At 67.0% G+C, this 18840-nt stretch carries 16 protein-coding genes and 2 pseudogenes; 14 read left to right on the forward strand and 4 right to left on the reverse strand.

Annotation, left to right across the window (positions count from 1 at the left end; translation table 11 throughout):
- Positions 1-28 precede the first annotated feature (28 nt).
- The 4 genes from xdhB to guaD all read left to right on the forward strand — a co-directional run bounded on the left by xdhB (position 29) and on the right by guaD (position 6315).
- Complete coding sequence (gene xdhB, locus U1F38_RS08255; RefSeq protein ID WP_409986575.1) at positions 29-2461, forward strand: xanthine dehydrogenase molybdopterin binding subunit; 2433 nt, start codon at positions 29-31, stop codon at positions 2459-2461.
- Positions 2462-2558: 97 nt separating this feature from the next.
- On the forward strand, positions 2559-3530 hold the full coding sequence (locus U1F38_RS08260; protein ID WP_409986768.1) for a LysR family transcriptional regulator: 972 nt from the start codon (positions 2559-2561) through the stop codon (positions 3528-3530).
- Positions 3531-3559: 29 nt separating this feature from the next.
- Positions 3560-4861, forward strand: coding sequence for an NCS2 family permease (locus tag U1F38_RS08265; RefSeq protein ID WP_409986576.1), 1302 nt, complete (start codon positions 3560-3562; stop codon positions 4859-4861).
- 179 nt (positions 4862-5040) lie between these two features.
- A complete protein-coding gene (gene guaD / locus U1F38_RS08270) occupies positions 5041-6315 on the forward strand; it encodes a guanine deaminase (RefSeq protein WP_409986577.1) in 1275 nt (424 codons plus the stop codon).
- Positions 6316-6327: 12 nt separating this feature from the next.
- Here guaD and U1F38_RS08275 read toward each other — a convergent pair whose 3' ends face one another.
- Together U1F38_RS08275 and U1F38_RS08280 are read right to left on the reverse strand one after the other, a co-directional pair.
- The gene (locus tag U1F38_RS08275) at positions 6328-6840 is read right to left on the reverse strand and encodes a disulfide bond formation protein B (protein WP_409986769.1); all 513 of its coding nucleotides are present in this window, start codon (positions 6838-6840) and stop codon (positions 6328-6330) included.
- A gap of 160 nt (positions 6841-7000) precedes the next feature.
- Positions 7001-7552, reverse strand: a complete 552-nt coding sequence (locus U1F38_RS08280) for an NADPH-dependent FMN reductase (RefSeq protein ID WP_409986578.1) — start codon at positions 7550-7552, stop codon at positions 7001-7003.
- 87 nt (positions 7553-7639) lie between these two features.
- On the opposite strand from U1F38_RS08280, the gene U1F38_RS08285 reads away from it, so the two are divergent.
- From U1F38_RS08285 to U1F38_RS08300, 4 genes are all read left to right on the forward strand, one after another.
- Complete coding sequence (locus tag U1F38_RS08285; protein WP_409986579.1) at positions 7640-8509, forward strand: IclR family transcriptional regulator; 870 nt, start codon at positions 7640-7642, stop codon at positions 8507-8509.
- A 54-nt stretch (positions 8510-8563) separates the two neighbouring features.
- Complete coding sequence (locus tag U1F38_RS08290; protein ID WP_409986580.1) at positions 8564-9529, forward strand: MBL fold metallo-hydrolase; 966 nt, start codon at positions 8564-8566, stop codon at positions 9527-9529.
- Between the two features lie 149 nt (positions 9530-9678).
- Positions 9679-11319 carry an FAD-dependent monooxygenase gene (locus tag U1F38_RS08295; RefSeq protein ID WP_409986581.1) on the forward strand — a complete coding sequence of 547 codons (1641 nt, stop codon included), beginning with the start codon at positions 9679-9681 and terminating at the stop codon, positions 11317-11319.
- 67 nt (positions 11320-11386) lie between these two features.
- Complete coding sequence (locus tag U1F38_RS08300) at positions 11387-11941, forward strand: VOC family protein (protein ID WP_409986582.1); 555 nt, start codon at positions 11387-11389, stop codon at positions 11939-11941.
- Here the strand turns inward: U1F38_RS08300 and U1F38_RS08305 are convergent.
- Positions 11859-12635 (reverse strand): type 1 glutamine amidotransferase, encoded by a 777-nt coding sequence (locus tag U1F38_RS08305; RefSeq protein WP_409986583.1) that lies wholly within the window; start codon positions 12633-12635, stop codon positions 11859-11861. The genes U1F38_RS08300 and U1F38_RS08305 overlap by 83 nt on opposite strands.
- A gap of 336 nt (positions 12636-12971) precedes the next feature.
- Here U1F38_RS08305 and U1F38_RS08310 point away from each other — a divergent pair, with 336 nt between their 5' ends.
- From U1F38_RS08310 to U1F38_RS08330, 5 genes and pseudogenes are all read left to right on the forward strand, one after another.
- On the forward strand, positions 12972-13874 hold the full coding sequence (locus tag U1F38_RS08310; RefSeq protein WP_409986584.1) for a LysR family transcriptional regulator: 903 nt from the start codon (positions 12972-12974) through the stop codon (positions 13872-13874).
- A 3-nt stretch (positions 13875-13877) separates the two neighbouring features.
- Positions 13878-14810 carry a LysR family transcriptional regulator gene (locus U1F38_RS08315; protein WP_409986585.1) on the forward strand — a complete coding sequence of 311 codons (933 nt, stop codon included), beginning with the start codon at positions 13878-13880 and terminating at the stop codon, positions 14808-14810.
- A 237-nt stretch (positions 14811-15047) separates the two neighbouring features.
- Positions 15048-15515: a cupin domain-containing protein gene (locus U1F38_RS08320; protein ID WP_409986586.1), complete on the forward strand. Its 468-nt coding sequence runs from the start codon at positions 15048-15050 to the stop codon at positions 15513-15515.
- Between the two features lie 88 nt (positions 15516-15603).
- Complete coding sequence (locus U1F38_RS08325) at positions 15604-16269, forward strand: carboxymuconolactone decarboxylase family protein (RefSeq protein ID WP_409986587.1); 666 nt, start codon at positions 15604-15606, stop codon at positions 16267-16269.
- A 41-nt stretch (positions 16270-16310) separates the two neighbouring features.
- Positions 16311-16967, forward strand: a pseudogene (locus U1F38_RS08330) (alpha/beta hydrolase); the annotation flags it as partial.
- 10 nt (positions 16968-16977) lie between these two features.
- Here U1F38_RS08330 and U1F38_RS08335 read toward each other — a convergent pair.
- Entirely contained in the window at positions 16978-18204 is a 1227-nt protein-coding gene (locus tag U1F38_RS08335; protein ID WP_409986588.1) for an ISL3 family transposase, read from the reverse strand.
- 176 nt (positions 18205-18380) lie between these two features.
- Here U1F38_RS08335 and U1F38_RS08340 point away from each other — a divergent pair.
- Positions 18381-18791: pseudogene (locus tag U1F38_RS08340) on the forward strand (alpha/beta hydrolase); the annotation flags it as partial.
- Between the last annotated feature and the right edge of the window lie 49 nt (positions 18792-18840).

The raw sequence follows: 18840 nt of genomic DNA on the forward strand, positions 1-18840 counted from the left end.
GCAGCAACCGCGGTTCAAGGAGATCACCATGAACAAGCCCGTTATCGACCATTTGCTGCGCCCGGCCCAGCCCTTTGCCGACTACCGCGCCAACCTCGAACATCGGCTGGACACCGAAGGCGAAAGCCGCGCGCAAGACGCCGGCGCGCGCGTGGGCATTAGCCTGCCGCACGAGTCGGCCGTGCTGCACGTCACCGGCACCGCCACCTACGCCGACGACATTCCCGAGCTGGCCGGCACACTGCACTGCGCGCTGGGCCTGTCGCCGGTGGCTGCCGGCAAGCTGTTGGGAATGGACCTGGATGCCGTGCGCGCCATGCCCGGCGTGGTCAGGGTCATCACCGGCGAAGACATCCCGGGCGTCAACGACTGCGGCTCGGCGGTGCCGGACGACCCCATCCTGTGCGACGGCGAGATCCGCTTTCTGGGACAGCCGGTGTTCGCCGTCGTCGCCCAAACGCGCGACCAGGCGCGCCGCGCCGCCGCCCTGGCCAGGAAGGTGCTGCAGATCGAGCCGGCCGAGCCGGTGCTGACGCCGCGCCAGGCCCACGCCAAGGGCCAGTACGTGGTGCCGCCCATGCACCTGCTGCGCAGCACCAGCGGCCGGGACGAGGCCGGCATCCGCGCCGCCATCGCCGCCGCGCCGCACCGCCTGACGGGCGAATGGGACGTGGGCGGACAGGAGCAGTTCTACCTCGAAGGCCAGATCAGCTATGCCATCCCCAAGGAAGGCGGCGGCATGCACGTGCACTGCTCCACCCAGCACCCCAGCGAGATGCAGCACCTGGTGGCGCACGCGCTGGGCGTGCACTCCAACGCGGTGCTGGTCGAGTGCCGGCGCATGGGCGGCGGCTTTGGCGGCAAGGAATCGCAGTCGGCGCAGTTCGCCTGCATCGCCGCCGTGGCCGCGCGCGCGCTGAACCGCCCGGTCAAGCTGCGGCTGGATCGCGACGACGACTTTCTCATCACGGGCCGGCGCCACGGCTTCTGGTACGAGTACGACGTGGGCTACGACGACGACGGCCGCATCCTGGGCGTCACGCTGCAAATGGTGTCGCACTGCGGCCACTCGGCCGATTTGTCGGCCCCGGTGATGACGCGCGCGGTGTGCCACTTCGACAACGCCTACTGGCTGCCCGAAGTCGCCATGCACGGCTATTGCGGCAAAACCAACACGCAAAGCAACACCGCGTTTCGCGGCTTCGGCGGCCCGCAAGGGGCGATCGCCATCGAATACATCATGGACAGCATCGCGCGCAAGCTGGGCCGCGATGCGCTGGCGGTGCGCCGCGCCAACTTCTACGGCAAGGACGAGCGCAACGTCACGCCCTACCGCCAGACGGTGACCGACAACGTGATCCACGAGCTGGTCGAGCAGCTCGAGGCCGGCAGCGACTACCAAGCCCGCCGCGCCGCCGTGGCCGCCTACAACGCCGACAGCCCGGTGCTCAAGCGCGGCCTGGCGCTCACGCCGCTGAAGTTCGGCATCAGCTTCAACGTCAAGCACTTCAACCAGGCCGGCGCGCTGGTGCACATCTACACCGACGGCTCCATCCTGGTCAACCACGGCGGCACCGAAATGGGCCAGGGCCTGAACACCAAGGTGGCACAGGTGGTGGCGCACGAGTTGGGCGTGGGCTTCGACCGCGTGCGCTGCACCGCCACCGACACCAGCAAGGTGGCCAACACCTCGGCCACGGCCGCGTCGACCGGGGCCGACCTGAACGGCAAGGCCGCACAGGACGCGGCAAGCCAACTGCGCGAGCGCCTGGCCGCCAGCGCCGCGGCGCGCCACGGCGGGCGGGCCACCGACGTGCGCTTTGCCAACGACCAGGTGTACGTGGGCGGCAAGACGCTGGCCTTCAACACGGTCATCAGCGAGGCGTATCTCGATCGCGTGCAGCTGTGGTCCGACGGCTTCTACGCCACGCCTGGGCTGTCCTGGGACAAGGACAGGATGCAGGGCCGCCCCTTCTACTACTTTGCCTACGGCGCCGCCGTGAGCGAGGTGGTGATCGACACGCTGACGGGCGAATGGAAGCTGCTGCGCGCCGACATCCTGCACGACGCGGGCCGCTCGCTGAACCCCGCGGTGGATATCGGCCAGGTCGAGGGCGCCTTCATCCAGGGCATGGGCTGGATCACCACCGAGGAGCTGGTGTGGCACCCCAAGACCGGGCTGCTCACCACGCACGCACCCAGCACCTACAAGATTCCCACCGCCAACGACTGCCCACCGGTGTTCAACGTGCGGCTGTTCGACGGCCCCAACGCCGAGGACTCCATCCACCGCAGCAAGGCCGTGGGCGAGCCGCCGCTGCTGCTGCCCTTCTCGGTGTTCTTCGCCATCCGCGACGCCATTTCGGCCGCCGGCGGGCACCGGGTCGATCCGCCCCTGACAGCACCCGCCACCAGCGAAGCCATCTTGCGCGCCCTCACCGCCGTACGACAGGCCGCCTGATCCACCGACCACCGCACCTGCCCTGGCCCCGTCCAGGCGCTGAACCATGACCTCATCGCCCCTGGGCCCACCGGCCGGAGATACCGCACCCGGTGGCATGGCCAGCGCGGTCGCCGAGCGCACGCTGTTCGACCGCATCGACCTGCACCTGATCCGCGTGCTGCACACCGTGCTGACCGAGCGCAGCGTCTCGCGCGCGGCCCTGCGCCTGGGCATGCACCAGCCGGCCGTGTCGGCCGCGCTCAAGCGCCTGCGCGAGCTGGCGGGCGATCCGCTGCTGGTGCGCAACGGCGCGCACATGGTGGCCACCGACGCCGGGCGGCGCATGGTCGAGCCCGCGGCCCACATCCTGGGCGCCGCCGAGGCGCTGTTCACCGAGGCGCGCCAATTCGATCCGCGCACCAGCACCGCCACCTTCCGCATTGCCGCCAGCGACTACCTGGACCCATCGTTCCTGCCGCGCCTGGTGGCCGACGTCAAACGCCAGGCGCCGCTCACGCGCATCGAGATCCATGCCCTCACGCGCGAGAGCGACTACCGCGCCCACCTCGGCCAGGGCGACATCGACCTGGTCATCGGCAACTGGCTGCAACCGCCCGAAGACCTGCACCTGGCGCGCCTGTTCAGCGACGAGGTGGTGTGCCTGGTCAGCCGGGACCATCCGGCCGTGCGTCGCGGCTGGGACGAGTCCGACTGGCTCCAGGCCGACCACATCGCGCCCACCCCCATGCACCCCGGCGCGCGCGGCATCATCGATCAGATCCTGGACAGCCAGGGCCTGCAGCGCAACATCGCCGCGCGCTGCGCCTACTTCAGCCTGGTCGCCGAAATGGTGGCCGGCACCCTGCTGGTGCTGACCACCGGCCGCCAGTACTGCGAGCGGGTGGCCGCGCACCTGCCGGTGGTCATCCTGCCCTGCCCCATCGCCATGCCCCCGCTGCTGTACTACCAGCTGTGGCATCCGCGCAGCCACCAGTCGAGCAGCGCTCGCTGGCTGCGTGACCGAACCAAGGACGTGGCCGCCAGCCTGGCGAGCGGCCACGCCCCTGGCCCTTGCCCCCAACCCTGATCCAAGCCCCAACCGGAGGAGACAACCCCATGAGCTGGACCGAAAACCTGTTCAAGCTGCAGGACCACGGCACCACGGTGCGCACCGAGGTCATCGCCGGCGTCACCACGTTCCTGACGATGGCCTACATCATCTTCGTCAACCCGGCCATACTGGGCGACGCGGGCATGCCCAAGTCCTCGGTGTTCGTGGCCACCTGCCTGATCGCCGCGCTGGGCACGGCGGTGATGGCGCTGTACGCCAACTACCCCATCGCGCTGGCCCCCGGCATGGGGCTGAACGCCTACTTCGCCTACACCGTGGTGCTGGGCATGGGCTTTCCGTGGCAGGCGGCGCTGGGCGCGGTGTTCATCTCGGGCTGCCTGTTCATGGCGGTCACCATCTTCGGCCTGCGCGGGCTCATCATCCGGGGCATCCCGCAGTCGCTGCGCAACGCCATCACGGTGGGCATTGGCCTCTTTCTGGCGTTGATCGCGCTCAAGAGCGCCGGCATCGTGGCGGCCTCCAAGGCCACCTACATCACCCTGGGCGATCTGCACTCGCCGCCCGTGGTGCTGGCCTCGCTGGGCTTTCTGCTGATCGTCGCGCTGGACAAGTTCCGCGTGCCCGGCGCCATCCTGATCGGCATCATCGCCGTCACCATCGCCTCCTTCTTCTTCGGCGGCAACCAGTTCCATGGCATCTTCGACATGCCGCCCTCGATCGAGCCCACTTTCCTCAAGCTCGACATCAAGTCGGCCATCTCGCACGGCTTCCTGAACGTGGTGCTGGTGTTCTTCCTGGTCGAGCTGTTTGACGCCACCGGCACCCTGATGGGCGTGGCCAAGCGCGCGGGCCTGTTGGTGCCCGGCCGCATGGAGCGCCTGAACAAGTCGCTGTTTGCCGACAGCGTGGCCATCTTCGCCGGCTCGCTGCTGGGCACCTCCAGCACCACCGCCTATGTCGAGAGCGCCGCCGGCGTGCAGGCGGGCGGGCGCACGGGCCTGACGGCCCTCACCGTGTCGGTGCTGTTCCTGGCCGCGCTGTTCATCGCCCCGCTGGCCGGCGCCGTGCCCGCCTACGCCACCGCCCCGGCGCTGTTCTTCGTCGCCTGCCTGATGCTGCGCGAGCTGACCGAGCTGGACTGGGACGACTCCACCGAAGTGGTGCCCGCGGCCATCACGGCGCTGATGATGCCCTTCACCTACTCGATTGCCAACGGCCTGGCCTTCGGCTTCATCAGTTACGCCGGCATCAAGCTGCTGACGGGCCGCGGCCGTGAGGCGCACTGGATGGTGTGGATCATCGCCGCCATCTTCCTCTTCAAGTTCATCTACGTCGGCGGAGATTGAAATGGCACACCCCCAATCTCCACACGCTGCGCGTTGTTGCGCCTCCCCCCTCGCGGGGGCATCGCCAACGACCGGGGAAACCCCGGCCGCGGCGATCACTGGCGCGGCCTGCTCCGCGGCCATCGGGGCCTTTGGGTTTGGCGCGCGGTGCACTTTGCCAGGCGCCTGGGGACATTGACATGCAAGCGTATCGAGCGCAGTTGCTCCGTTTTGATTCCCAAGGGCAGGCACTGTACGACAGCGACGGCCTGCTGGTGGTCGATGGCGACGCCAGCGGCGTGCGGCGGGTGGTGGACGCCGGCGCCTACCGCACCCTGGCGGGGCGCCATCCCCAGGTGCCCATCACCCACTGGCCCGAGCGCATCATCGCGCCGGGTTTCATCGACATGCACGTGCACTACGCGCAGACCGACATCATCGGCGCGCCGGCGGCAGGCCTCTTGCCCTGGCTGGAGAACTACACCTTCCCGGCCGAGTCGCGCTTTGTCGATCCGCAATACGCTGCCGAGGTGGCCGGCGTTTTCTTCGAGGAGCTGATGCGCAACGGGGTGACCACCGCGGTGGTCTTTCCCACCTCGCACCCCGCCTCCACCGACGCCTTCTTCACCCGCGCCGAGCACTACGGCCTGCGCATGATCGGCGGCAAGGTCATGCAAGACCGCAACTCGCCCGACGGCGTGCGCGACGAGACCGAGCAAAGCCTGATCGACACCGAAACCCTGATCCAGCGCTGGCACGGCAAGGGCCGCCTGGGCTACGCCATCACCCCGCGCTTTGCGCCCACCAGCAGCGAGGCGCAGCTGCGCGGCGCCGGCGCGCTGGCCGCCAAATACCCCGACACCTGGATCCACTCGCACGTGGCCGAGAACAAGGACGAGGTCAAATGGGTGCGCGAGCTCTACCCCAAGTCGCGCTCCTACCTGGGCGTGTACCAGGACTTCGGCCTGATGCGCCAGCGCGCCGTGTATGCGCACTGCATCCACCTGGACGACGCCGACCGCCAGCTGATGCGCGACACCCGCACGGCCGCGGCCGTCAGCCCCACCAGCAACCTGTTTCTGGGCAGCGGCTTCTTCGACTTCGAGGCGGCCATGAAGCACGGCGTGCCCCACGGCCTGGCCAGCGACGTGGGCGGTGGCACCAGCTTCAGCCCCTTTCACACCATGCTGGCCGCCTACTACGTGGGGCGCGAGGGCCAGAGCAAACCGGGCCTGAGCCTGACGCCCTCGCAACTGTGGTGGGCGCACACGGGCGCCGCCGCGCGCGCGCTGGGGCTGGAAGGCGTGATCGGCACCCTGCAAACCGGCACCGAGGCGGACTTTTTGGTGCTCAACCCCAAGGCCACGCCGCTGCTGGCGCGCAAGACGGGGCGTGCGCAGAACCTGGACGAGCTGCTGTTTTCGCTGATCGTCCTGGGCGACGACCGCGTGATCGAGAAGGTGGTGGTAGCCTGATCGACGTTTCGGTCAGCGCCCGGCGCGGCCCGCCCGCGTCAGGGCCATCAGGATGACCAGCGCAAAGATCACGAACCACACGAAGGACCAGTTGGCGATGCTGCCGCCCAGAAAGGTCCAGTCCACCGCGCTGCAATCGCCGCCGCCCTTGAAGATCATCGGAATCGCACGTTGCAGCGGAAACGATTCGATCATGCCGTACAGGTCGCGCCCGCAGGTGGCCATCTCGGGCGGATACCACTGCAGCCAACTCTGGCGCGCCGCGGTGAAGGCGCCAAAGGCCGACATCGCCACGGCCAGCAGGCCCCACAGGCGCCAGCTGCCGGCGCCCTTGCCAAACGCGGCCAGCGCGCAGAACACGCCGACGATGATCAGCGCGTAGCGCTGCACGATGCACATGGGGCACGGGTCGAGCCCCACCACGTTTTGCAGATACAGGATGCCGAAGGCCAGCATGGCCGCGCAAACGAGGGCGATCAGCGCGAACACGCGCCGCGGGTTGGACAACAGGGAGGCAATCACGATTGGCTTGGGTTTCTTGTCAAAGGTGCCCGCAGGGAGTGGGTTTGGACCCACAAGGTTCCCGGCCCACGCGCATCGGGCGTTGCGGCGGGCACAAGAAACTATCAAAAAGATAGCTGCTTGCGCCCATCCATCATGCGCAAGCGGCTGATTTTATGAGATATCAGCCCTGGTGCTTGCGCACCCACGCCACCAGCGCATCGACGAACTTCTGCACGTACTCATGGCTGGCCTTGCCGATGACGCCATCCACCACCAGGCCTTCCTTCCACTGGATGAACATCTCGGGCTGGCCGAGCTGGGGCATGTCCAGAAACGCAAGCACGCTGTGCAGATGCGACTGCGCCACGGCCGTGCCGATCGTGCCGATCGACACGCCGCACACCGCCGCCGGCTTGCCGCCCCACTTGCTCTGGCCCCAGGGGCGCGACGCCTGGTCGATGGCGTTCTTGAGCACGCCGGGGATCGAGCGGTTGTACTCGGGCGTGACGAACAGCACGCCGTCGGCGGCCGCCACCTCGTCGCGCAGGCGCTTGACCGCCGGCACCGGTGGCGCGCCGTCGCTGTCCTGGTCATACAGCGGAAGGTCGTCGATGCGCACGAAATGCGCCTTCACGTCGGCCGGAAACTGCTTGACCAGCGCCTGGGCAAACTGGCGGTTGAAGGATTCCTTGCGTAGGCTGCCGACCACGACGGCAATGTTGAGCTGGGCCATGAGTGATCTCCTTGTCTAGCCACGGTGCAAAGGCGCGATGATCGCGGATTTTTGGAATCGGCGCAGCCGTGACAATAATCGCAGCCCATGAGCAAGCCCGCCCCCTCCATCGGCGCGACGCAAGACCGGGTCGATCCCGCACCCGAGGGTGAAGTGCGCCCGCAGCGGCGCATCCAATCCATCGACGTGGGCATGCGCGTGCTGCAGGCACTGACCGAGGAGCACCGCCCGCTGCCGCTGAAGGCGCTGGCCCAGCGCGCCGACATGCCGCCGGGCAAGGCGCACCCCTACCTGGTCAGCTTCATGGCGGCCGGCATGGTCAAGCAAAGCCCGCTGACGGGCCACTACGAGCTGGGCCCCATGGCGCTGCAAATGGGCCTGGCCGCGCTGCAGCAGCTCGACGCGCTGACCGAGGCCAGCCAGGAAGCCGCCCTGCTGTGCGACCAGGCCGACCTGAGCGTGGCGCTGTGCGTGTGGGGCCACCTGGGCCCCACCGTGGTGCGGCTGGACGAGCCGCGCTACCCGCTGCACGTGAACCTGCGCGTGGGCACGGTGATGTCGGTGTTCAACACCATCACCGGGCGGGTGTTTGCCGCCTACCTGCCCGAACGGATGGTGCGCTCGGTGCTGGAAGACGAGCACCGCCGCGTGGTCGGCGGCGGCTCGGGCGCCTACGACAGCGCCGAGGTGCGGCAGATGCTGGCCGACATCCGCGCCGCCGGCATGGGCCGGGGCCTGTCCACGCCGCAGCCGGGCGTCAACACCCTGAGCGCGCCGGTATTCGACGCCGACGGCAAGATCGCCCTGGTGTTCACCGTGATCGGCCCGCACGGCCTGTTCGACGCCGAGATCAACGGCCCGGCGGGGCAGTTGCTGCGAAAGCACGCCGATGCGGTGTCGCGCCGGCTGGGCTTCAATCCCGCCTTGGTCAAAATTAAACATCAGCAAATTCGTTGACATACATCTAATTTAATCGGACAATCCCTCCATCCCGAACCCGATGGAGCCCCCATGTCCGACAAGAAATTCGCCTCCCAGGCCGACCTCGAAGAAAAAAAAATCAGCTGGGACAAGCTAAGTAGCAACGCCTACGCCTACACCGCCGAGGGCGACCCCAACACCGGCGTGATCATTGGCGATGACGGTTGCATGATCATCGACGCGACCGCTACGCCCGTGGCTGCGCAAGGCGTCATCGCCAAGATCCGCGAGATCACCGACAAGCCGATCAAGTACGTGGTGCTCACGCACTACCACGCCGTGCGCGTGCTGGGCGCTTCGGGCTACAAGAACGAAGGCCTTCAGCAGATCATCGCCAGCCAGGACACCTGGGACCTGATCGTCGAGCGCGGCCAGCAGGACATGGACTCGGAGATCGGCCGCTTTCCGCGCCTGTTCCAGGCGGTGGAGAGCGTGCCCGGCCTGACCTGGCCGACGCTGACCTTCCAGGGCGAGATGACGCTGTGGCTGGGCAAGCTGGAGGTCAAGATCAAGCAGATCGGCCGCGGCCATACCAAGGGCGACACCATCGTTTACCTGCCGTCGCAGAACATCTGCTTCTCGGGCGACCTGGTCGAAGCCGATGCCGCGTGCTATGCGGGCGACGCGTACTTCACCGACTGGCCGCAGACGCTGGACAAACTCGCGGCGATGAACTTCGACAAGCTGGTGCCCGGCCGCGGGCCCACGCTGATGAGTCCGGCCGAGGTCAAGAAAGGCCTGGCCTACACGCGCGACTTCACCAGCACGCTGTACAAGGGCGCGCAAGAAGCCGTCGCCAAAGGCATGGACTTGAAGGCCACCATGACCCACGTGCGCAAGACCATGGACCCCAAGTTCGCCCAGGTCTTCATCTACGAGCACTGCATGCCCTTCGACGTGACGCGCGCGCACGACGAGGCCAGCGGCATCCAGCACCCGCGCATCTGGACGGCCGAGCGCGACCAGCAGATGTGGCACGCGCTGCAGGCCGACTGAACGAGGTGTGGCCGGGGTTTCCACCACCACCCTGGCCGATCGCACCTGTTGAAAAATATTATTTTGATAGCTTGTGGCGCTTGATTCACAAGCGCTTTAGCTGATTTTTATCATGAAGCGGGCCCCGTGAGCCTGCACGGAGACAAGCCATGAGCCAGCCCGATTCGCAACCGGCCACGACCCAGCACCACACCCAGGTGGTGGTCGTGGGCAACGGCCCCGTCGGCCAGACCGCCGCCCTGCTGCTGGCGCGCTGGGGCATTGACTGCGTCGTGGTCGATCGCCGGCCGCAGCGCGATGTCATCGGCTCCAAGGCCATCTGCCAGCAGCGCGACGTGCTCGACGTGTGGGAGTCGGTCGGCGTCGGCCACAAGATCGCCGCCGAAGGCCTCACCTGGGACCGCGCCACCACCTTGTACAAGGACGCCACGCTGTTCACCCAGCCCTTCGTCGACACCGGGCGCTCGGTGTTCCCACCCTTCGTCAACATCTCGCAGACCCGCACCGAAGAGCTGCTGGACGAGCAGATCGCGGCGACGGCGCAGATCACGCCGCTGTGGGACCACGGCGTCGAGCAGATCGAGCAGGACGCGGACGGCGTCACCCTGCACTGCCGCCGCGCCGACGGCACGCCGATCGACGTGCGTGCCCCCTACGCCATCGTCGCCGCCGGCTCGGCGCCGCGCGAGTTGCGCCACCAGCTGGGCGTCAGCTTCAACGGCCGCAGCTTTGACGACAAGTTTCTGATCTGCGACATCCGCGCCGACCTGCCGGGCTGGGAGCGCGAGCGGCGCTTTTACTTCGACCCCGAGTGGAACCCCGGCCGCCAGGTGCTGATCCACCCCTGCCCCGACTCGACCTTTCGCATCGACTGGCAGGTGCCGGGCGACTACGACATCGAGCAGGAAGAAGCCAGCGGCGCCCTGGATGCGCGCATCCGCCAGATCATCGGCGACAATCCCTACGAAATCGTCTGGAAGTCGGTCTACCGCTTTCACTCGCGCATGGTCGACCGCATGCGTGTGGGGCGCGTGCTGCTGGCCGGCGACTTTGCCCATATCGTCTCGCCGTTTGGCGCGCGCGGGCTCAACACCGGCGTGATGGACGCCGAGAACGCCGCCTGGAAGCTGGCCTTCGTGCTGCGCGGCTGGGCCGGTGACGTGCTGCTGGACAGCTACGACAGCGAGCGCAGCGCGGCCTCGCGCGAGAACATCGAAGTCACCGGCCACACCATGGACTTTCTGGTGCCGCAAACCGCCGAGCAGCACCGCATCCGCGTCGAGCGCCTCACGGCCGCGCTGACCGACCCCTCGGTGCATCCGCAGATCGACTCGGGCCGCCTGTCCGAGCCCTTCTGGTATGTCGACTCGCCACTCACCACACCCGATGCGAAGCACCCGTTTGCCGGTCGTCCGCCACGCGGCCACGTGCCGCCGCCCGGGCCGGGCGTCGCAGTGCCCGACGTACCGGTGCGCATCGCGGGCATGGACTGCACGCGCTTGCGGCAAGTGGCGCGCGACGGCTTGCTGCTGCTGACCGGCAGCGCGGTGGACCTGCACCTGCTGCGCGAGCAGGCGCAAAACGCCACCAGCGCGCCGCTGCGCGTGCTTCGCATCGCCGACATCGATGCCGAAGGCGCTCTGCAACAGGCACTGCAGGCCCGCCCGGACGAAGTCTGGGTGGTGCGTCCGGACGCGCATATCGCCGCCGTCTGCGCATCTGGCGATGGCCAGGCCGTGGGCGATGCGTTGCAACGTGTCATGGGCCGCCGTGCCGCCATGTCCCTCTGATGGACCGCCGCCGCGGCCCGCGACGGCGTCTGACCCCTTCACCCCAACCACCGCAAGGAGACTTTCCATGGCCAATCTCAACGGCGTCCACCACGTCGCCTACCGCTGCAAGAACGCCAAGCAGACCGTCGAGTGGTATCAAAAATACCTGGACGCCAACTTCATCCTCGCCATTGCCGAAAACGAGGTGCCCTCCACCAAGGAGCCGGACCCGTACATGCACATCTTCATCGACATCGGCGGCGGCAACATCCTGGCCTTCTTCGAGCTGCCCACCAAGGCCGAGATGCTGGCCCCGTCCGACGCCAACACCCCGTCCTGGACGCAGCACCTGGCGCTCAAGACCGATTCCATCGACACCATGATGAAGGTCAAGGCCCGCATGGAAGCCGACGGCATCGAGGTCATCGGCCCTACCGACCACACCATCTTCAAGTCCATCTACTTCCGCGACCCCTCGGGCCACCGGCTGGAGCTGGCCGTCAACACCGCCACGCCCGAGATGGACAAGGCGCTGGACCAGGTGAAGTGGGACATGCTCAACGAATGGGACCGCACCAAGAAGGCCCCCACCCACGCGCGCTGGATGCACGACGGCAGCGGGCGCGTGGGGCCGCACTGAGTCGGTCCAGAAAGCCGAACAGCTTCTGGTTCATGGCGCCATGGTCGTTGGCGCGCAAGGCCGCAGGCTGCTGCACGAAGCGCTGCGTGCCCAGCGCTGCCAGTTCGCGCTCGGACGCCGCAATCAGCCGTTCGACCACCTGCGGCGTGAACTCCATGTGGCACTGAAAGCCATACACCCGATCGCCGTAATCGACGATCTGACGCGGGCATCCTTCGCTGAATGCGATGACTTTCGCGTCCGGGGTCAGTCCGGGCATGTCGCCATGCCAGTGGTCGACCGGCAGGCTGCTTCCGAAGTCGGCGAACTTGTCGTTCGCCTTGCCATCTGCCGTGAGCATGATGGGAAATTGACCGATCTCCCTGTGCGGGCTGCGCTCATGGGGCGCACCCAGCGCCGCACCCAGCAGTTGCGCACCCAGGCAGACACCGACGACCGCTTTGCCGGCGGCCACGCATTGCGCGATCAGGGCACATTCGGCGGCGGCGTCGAAATGCGGGCACTCCGCCAAACTCGTACTTGGCGATTGCGGGCCGCCCATCACCACCAGCAGGTCGATGCCATCGGCCGACTGCGGCAGCGGCTCGTACTGGTAGACGCGCGAGTAGCTGGCCTGGTGGCCCCGGTCCCTGACCCAGGCTTCATAGGCACCGGGAGCCTCGAACGATTCATGGATGACGAAATGAACCTTCATGAACTTCCTTGGGGGTGTTTCGGCACCACCCTGACCCGATGCGTTGCGATCAGCAAGGCCCAGGGTTCAGGCGCAACAGCGCGGACGGCGCATCGCCCATGGGCAAGCTCGGGCAGGTGACGCGGTGCTCGTGCGCCTGACGGCTGTTCCCAAATATACCGATCGCTGCACCGACGCAGCATGCCCCATGCGACCGCGATCGTTCAGTGAGCGGGTTTTGGGGTTTCTGCGAGGAAGTCCGTCCATGCACCAAGCCAGTATGAAACGACGACAGGAGTCATGCGCTGACCTGATCGCATGGTAAAAACATCAAGTGCTTTTGAGCTGATTTCATCAATGCCTGGCGCAAGCTACAACGATCTGCTGGCCTTCATGGCCGTGGCGCGCGAGCAGAGCTTCACGCGCGCGGCGGCCCGGCTGGGTGTGTCGCAATCGGCGCTCAGCCACACCATCCGCGCGCTGGAGTCCCGCGTGGGCGTGCGCCTGCTGACCCGCACCACGCGCAGCGTCAGCCCGACGGCGGCGGGGGAGCGGTTGATGCGCAATGTCGCACCGCGCTTCCAGGAGATCGAGGCCGAGTTGACGGCGGTGGGCGAACTGCGCGACAAGCCGGCCGGGGCGGTGCGCATCACGGCCACCGAACACGCCGCCCGGGCAGTGCTTTGGCCCCGCCTGGCCAAGCTGCTGCCGCAATACCCGGACATCCATGTCGAAGTCATCATCGAACCCCGCCTGGCGGACATCGCCGCCGAGCGCTACGACATGGGCGTGCGCCTGGGCGATACGCTGGCGGGCGACACGACCTCGGTGCGCATCAGCGCCGACATGCCGGTGGCCATCGTTGCGTCGCCCGCCTATCTGGCTCGGCATCCGCCACCCGCGACCCCGCAGGATTTGCTCCGCCACGCATGCATCAACCAGCGTTTGATGAGCCAGGGCGGCCTGTACGCCTGGGAGCTGAAGAAGGGCCGCCAGCGTGTCAATGCGCGTGTCGAGGGGCAACTGGTGTTCAACGAGCCCCACCAGATCCTCGATGCGGCGCTCGATGGTTTTGGCCTGGGCTACGTGCTGGCAGACATGGCGCGGCCCCATCTTGACCAAGGCCAGCTGCAGCAGGTGCTGGCGGACTGGAGCCCGGCGTTTCCGGGCTACCACCTCTATTACCCCAATCGCAGCCTGCCCACGCGCGCCATGTCGGTGCTGATCGAGGCGCTGCGCCATCCAGCCCGGGAGAAATGACGAATGCCGCGCGGCAGTGACAGCTTCAACGACGTGCTGGCCTTCGTCCATGTGGTGCGCGAAGGCAGCTTCACGCGCGCCGCTGCGTTGCTGGGCGTATCGCCATCGGCCTTGAGCCACGCCGTCAAGGGGCTCGAGGCGCGGCTGGGCGTGCAGTTGCTGACGCGCACCACGCGCCGCATTGCGACGACCGAGGCGGGCGATCGGCTGTACACCCACGTCGCGCCGCGCTTTGAGCAGATCGACGCCGAAGTGGCCGCCGTGGTGGCGATGGGCGACAAGCCCGCCGGCACCATTCGCATCACCGCGGCCGAGCACGCCGTCAACAGCGTGCTGTGGCCCAAGCTGTCCCCGGTGCTGCACCAGCACCCCGACATCCACGTCGAAATCAGCGTGGACTACGCGCTGTCGGACATCGTCGCCCAGCGCTTCGACGCGGGCGTGCGCCTGGGTGACCAGGTGGCGCGGGACATGATCGCCGTGCGCATCAGCGCCGACCAGCGCATGGCCGTCGTCGCCTCGCCGGCCTACTTTGCCACGCGTCCCCGGCCCGCCACACCCGCTGATTTGGCCAGGCACAACTGCATCAACCTGCGCCTGCCCACGCATGGCGGCCTGCTGCAATGGGACTTTGAGAAGCAGGGCAGGCAGCTCAACTGCCGGGTTGCCGGGCAATGGGTCTTCAACGGCAGCACGCCCATCGTCAGGGCCGCGCTGGCCGGCTACGGTCTGGCCTTCGTTCCTGAAGACATGGTTCTGGAGCATGTGGCCGCGGGGCAGCTGGTACGCGTGCTGGACGACTGGTGCCAGCCCTATCCGGGCTACTACCTGTACTACCCGAATCGCCTCGAGCCCTCGCTTCCGCTGTCGGTCATCGTCGAAGCCCTGCGGCACCGGGAGCCGCCGCGCACGCGGCCCGCCGCACGCAAGCGCTGAAAACCGGGCGCTGCGCGCCTTCACGCTGATCCTGGACGGGGTTGCGGGTGCCCGGCCATGCGTGTACCTGCCCATCCGGCCCCATCGTCACTTATGAGTCTGGCTCACGAGTGCATGCGCAATTGGCGCCTTTATCCGCCTCGCCGGTCTGCCTACCATTTCAGTCATTGAAGTGCAACGGGCGACGTTCAGTGGCCCGACCAGCGCAGTCGCCAACCTCAGCCAAAAGGTACATCCATGAAGAAGCATCTCATCGCCGCGGGCGCCACCGTGCTGATGGGCGCCGCATCCGCGCAGGCCGAAGGCATCAGCATCACACCCGTCGGCGCCACTGCCACGGCTTTCGGTGCGGCCCAGAACTTCTCCGGCCAGGTCGCGGTGGACATCAAGTCAGCCGGCGACAGCGGCAAGCATGGCAGCGTCGGCATGGTCGATTTCATGCCCGGCGCGCGCACTGCATGGCATACCCATCCGGTCGGCCAGTTGCTCATCGTCACCGAGGGAAAAGGCTGGGTACAGGAAGACGGCCGCCCCGCGCGCGAAATCAAGTCGGGCGACGTGGTCTGGATCGAAGCCGGCATCAAGCACTGGCACGGCGCCGCCAGCAACACACGCATGAGTCACCTGGCCATCGCCTACATGCAGGATGGCAAAAGCGCTGACTGGAAGGAGCTGGTGAGTGATGAGCAATACAACGCCCGCTAGGCGCCGGACTGTTGCGGTGGCGCTCGTGCTGGCAATGGCATCCGGCGCCACCGTCGCACAGGCACCCAACGCACAGGAGCCCAACCCCATGACGAATGTCCAACAGGCCACAGACACCCTGTCCGCCAGGCAGCAGGCCATTCCTCTGATCGCATCCTTCATGGCCGCCAGCGACATGCCCAAACTCCATGCCGCCCTGAATCAGGGGCTGGACGCGGGCCTGACCGTCAGCGAGGCCAAGGAGATTCTGGTGCAGCTCTATGCCTACGCCGGCTTTCCCAAGAGCCTCAACGCGCTGGGCGAGTTGCTGAAGGTGGTGCAGGCGCGCCAGCAGCGCGGCATACAGGATGCGCCGGGCCGCGAACCCAGCCGTGCCATCCCCACCGGCGATGCCTTGGTGGCGGCGGGCAAGGCGAACCAGACCACGATTTCCGGTGGATCGGTTCAGGGTCCGCTGTTTGACTTTGCGCCCGCCATCAACCAGTTTTTGCAGGCCCATCTCTTCGGCGACATCTTCGAGCGCGACAACCTCGATTGGCAGAGTCGCGAACTGGCCACCGTCGGCGCACTGGCCGCCACGCCGGGCGTGGAGGCGCAACTGCGCTCGCACATGCGCGCCAGCATGCGCGTGGGTCTGAGCGCTGCGCAATTGCGGCAGTTGACGCAGGTACTGGCCGAGCGTGGCGATGCAGGCGCCTCCAAGCGTGCCAGCGAAGCCCTCACGCAGGCGCTGGCTGCCGCGCCCGGAGGTTGACCGTGAAAGCCTCCCGAATCCGGTGGGCCGCTGCGGTGGCCATGGCGGCCCTGCTCATCGCTTGCACCACCCAGCCCAACAGTCCTGGCAGTGCCTCCGGCCCTTTGGTGGTGCAGGCCCAGGGCAGCTTTGCCGTCGGCGGGACGGTGACGCAAAACCCCGGAACCTACAACAACAACCAGCCGACGGCCGCAGGGCAAAGCTTCCACGGCGACCACCTCTACGCCTTCTATCAGGTGCCGCCCAACCCCAAGGCGTTGCCCATCGTCATGCTGCACGGCGCCTTCCAGTCGGCCCGCAGTTGGGAGACCACCTCGGACGGCCGCGAGGGGTTCCAGACCATCTTCCTGCGGCGCGGCTTTCCGGTCTATCTGGTCGATCAGCCGCGCCGCGGACGGGCCGGCAACAGCACCGTTGCCGCAACCGTCGAGCCGACGCCCAACGACCAGCTGCTCTTCGACCAGTTCCGCATCGGCAAATGGCCGAACTACTTCGACAACGTGCAGTTTGATCGCAAGCCTGAAACGCTCGACCAGTTCTTGCGATCGGTCACGCCCAACACCGGCCCCTACGACGCCGGCGTGATCTCGGACGCCATGTCGGCGCTGTTCGCCAAGCTCGGGCCGGCCATCCTGTTCACCCACTCGCAGGGTGGCGGTCCGGGCTGGCTCACAGCCATAAAAAAGGCTCTGTTGAAAATCGAGTGGGTTACCGGGCATGAGGGTTGACGGCATGGAAGTCGAGCTTGCCGGCGATCAGGAAGACGACGACCTTGATCGTGTTGAAGGTCGCGAAGCCGCGGGCTCGGCGCTTGGCGGCTTGGAACAGGCCGTTGAGTGCTTCGAGGAAGCCATTGGTCTGGCGGGTTTGTGCCCAGGCGACGATGCCCTCGAGGTGACGCCGCACGAGGGCGGCGACGTCTTTCATCGGCTCGACCTTGGAGCGCATGACGCAGGTGCACCAGTGCTCGAGCATCGAGCGCACGACGTTGATCTGCTTGCGCTCGAGGATCTCGCGCAGCCGTTCCTTGTAGACCCAGGCGCGAGCCGTGCGCACCGTGGTCATCCTGGCGACCAGCGCATCGAGATCGGCAGCGGCCTCGGGGTTGAGACTGGCGCGATCCTTCAGCAGCGACCAGCGCAGCCCCTTGAGCGACTTGTCGCTGCGCTGCTCGATGCGCCGCATCTTGTCCACGGCCGCATTGGCATGCCAGACGACGTGGAACTTGTCGAACGTGATGCGGGCGTTGGGCAACTCATCGGTGCAGCCCTTGATGAACGCCGGCGACATGTCGATGCTGACCGAGTCGATTTGCTCGGGCGGGCAGCCGTGCTTGGCCAGTTCGCCAGCGATGGTTGTGATCGTCTTGGCATCGCGTCCTTCGGTCACGGCCAGCACTCGGCGTTTTTGCGCATCGGCGGCCAGCGTGATGTAGTCGTGGCCCTTGGCGCGCGAGGTCTCGTCGATGGCCAACGCGGTGACGTCACTGAAATCGGCGGCCTCCAGCGCCAACTCGACATAGCGACGGCAGATGGCCAGCACCCGGTACGCCGAGATGCCCACGATGCGCGCCACCGCCGCAAACGGCATCTGCGGCGCCAGCATCAGCACCAGCGCCTCGAACAAGAGCGTGAAGCCCGAGAGTTTACCTGCGAACGGCGGCTTGATCAGCGCTACCCGCCCGTCGGGCAGCCTCACGCGCGGCGTGCGCACCTGCAGCACGCATTCGTGCTGGAAGAAGTTCAGGTGCCGGTAGACCTTGGTCACGGTGTCGTGCACCGGATGCTCGCCGGCCACCGCCTCGACGGCAAAGCAGCTGCCGGCGGTGAAGTCGATACCCACCGTCAAGACCTTGGAGGCCTCGTCGAAGCGGACGCCGGCAACGAACCACGGCTGCGTGATGCCGAGCGCCGCTTCGAACAACTTGTCATGCATGCGAATCGCTCCCTGTTTGTCATGGCCGATGCGTCAACGTGCCGCATCGGCCAAGACGACAGCGTACCGGTTGCTGGCCAGCGTCAAGGGTTCGCTGCGCCGGGCTTCGCCTGCCCTTGACCCCGGCCAGCAACCAAAACACCCTCGATTCCGCCCACTCAAAATTCAAGAGAGGCATAAAAAATCCCAACGTCAAGGCCATCGTCGCCTTCGAGCCGGGCAGCGGCTTCATCTTTCCGCAAGGCGAGTTGCCCGCCGACATGCCAAGCTCAGCTGGTACCTTGAAGCCCGAAGCGGTATCGCTCGCGGACTTCGAGAAGCTGACGCGCATTCCCATCGTCATCTACTACGGCGACAACTTCCCCAGCGAGCCCACCGCGGAACGCGGGCAGGACAACTGGCGCGTGCGGCTTGCCATGGCGCGGCTCTGGGTCGCCGCCATCAACAAGCATGGAGGTGATGCGCAACTGGTGCACTTGCCCGAGGTCGGCGTGCGGGGCAACACCCACTTTCTGATGTCCGACCTGAACAACCTGCAGATCGCCGACCTGGTGTCGCAGTTTCTGACCCGGAAAAAGTTGAACTGAAAGCCATAACCCCATGGACAGCCACAGCACCCACCCCACACGGTATAGG

It is taken from the genome of Ottowia sp., assembly GCF_046348305.1.
In the GTDB taxonomy this organism is placed as follows: Bacteria; Pseudomonadota; Gammaproteobacteria; order Burkholderiales; family Burkholderiaceae_C; genus Ottowia.

Coding starts and splice junctions, on each gene's coding strand:
- xdhB (WP_409986575.1), top strand. CDS start 29: ATGAACAAGCCCGTTATCGACCATTTGCTGCGCCCGGCCCAGCCCTTT.
- U1F38_RS08260 (WP_409986768.1), top strand. CDS start 2,559: ATGGCCAGCGCGGTCGCCGAGCGCACGCTGTTCGACCGCATCGACCTG.
- U1F38_RS08265 (WP_409986576.1), top strand. CDS start 3,560: ATGAGCTGGACCGAAAACCTGTTCAAGCTGCAGGACCACGGCACCACG.
- guaD (WP_409986577.1), top strand. CDS start 5,041: ATGCAAGCGTATCGAGCGCAGTTGCTCCGTTTTGATTCCCAAGGGCAG.
- U1F38_RS08280 (WP_409986578.1), bottom strand. CDS start 7,552: ATGGCCCAGCTCAACATTGCCGTCGTGGTCGGCAGCCTACGCAAGGAA.
- U1F38_RS08285 (WP_409986579.1), top strand. CDS start 7,640: ATGAGCAAGCCCGCCCCCTCCATCGGCGCGACGCAAGACCGGGTCGAT.
- U1F38_RS08290 (WP_409986580.1), top strand. CDS start 8,564: ATGTCCGACAAGAAATTCGCCTCCCAGGCCGACCTCGAAGAAAAAAAA.
- U1F38_RS08295 (WP_409986581.1), top strand. CDS start 9,679: ATGAGCCAGCCCGATTCGCAACCGGCCACGACCCAGCACCACACCCAG.
- U1F38_RS08300 (WP_409986582.1), top strand. CDS start 11,387: ATGGCCAATCTCAACGGCGTCCACCACGTCGCCTACCGCTGCAAGAAC.
- U1F38_RS08305 (WP_409986583.1), bottom strand. CDS start 12,635: ATGAAGGTTCATTTCGTCATCCATGAATCGTTCGAGGCTCCCGGTGCC.
- U1F38_RS08310 (WP_409986584.1), top strand. CDS start 12,972: ATGCCTGGCGCAAGCTACAACGATCTGCTGGCCTTCATGGCCGTGGCG.
- U1F38_RS08315 (WP_409986585.1), top strand. CDS start 13,878: ATGCCGCGCGGCAGTGACAGCTTCAACGACGTGCTGGCCTTCGTCCAT.
- U1F38_RS08320 (WP_409986586.1), top strand. CDS start 15,048: ATGAAGAAGCATCTCATCGCCGCGGGCGCCACCGTGCTGATGGGCGCC.
- U1F38_RS08325 (WP_409986587.1), top strand. CDS start 15,604: ATGACGAATGTCCAACAGGCCACAGACACCCTGTCCGCCAGGCAGCAG.
- U1F38_RS08335 (WP_409986588.1), bottom strand. CDS start 18,204: ATGCATGACAAGTTGTTCGAAGCGGCGCTCGGCATCACGCAGCCGTGG.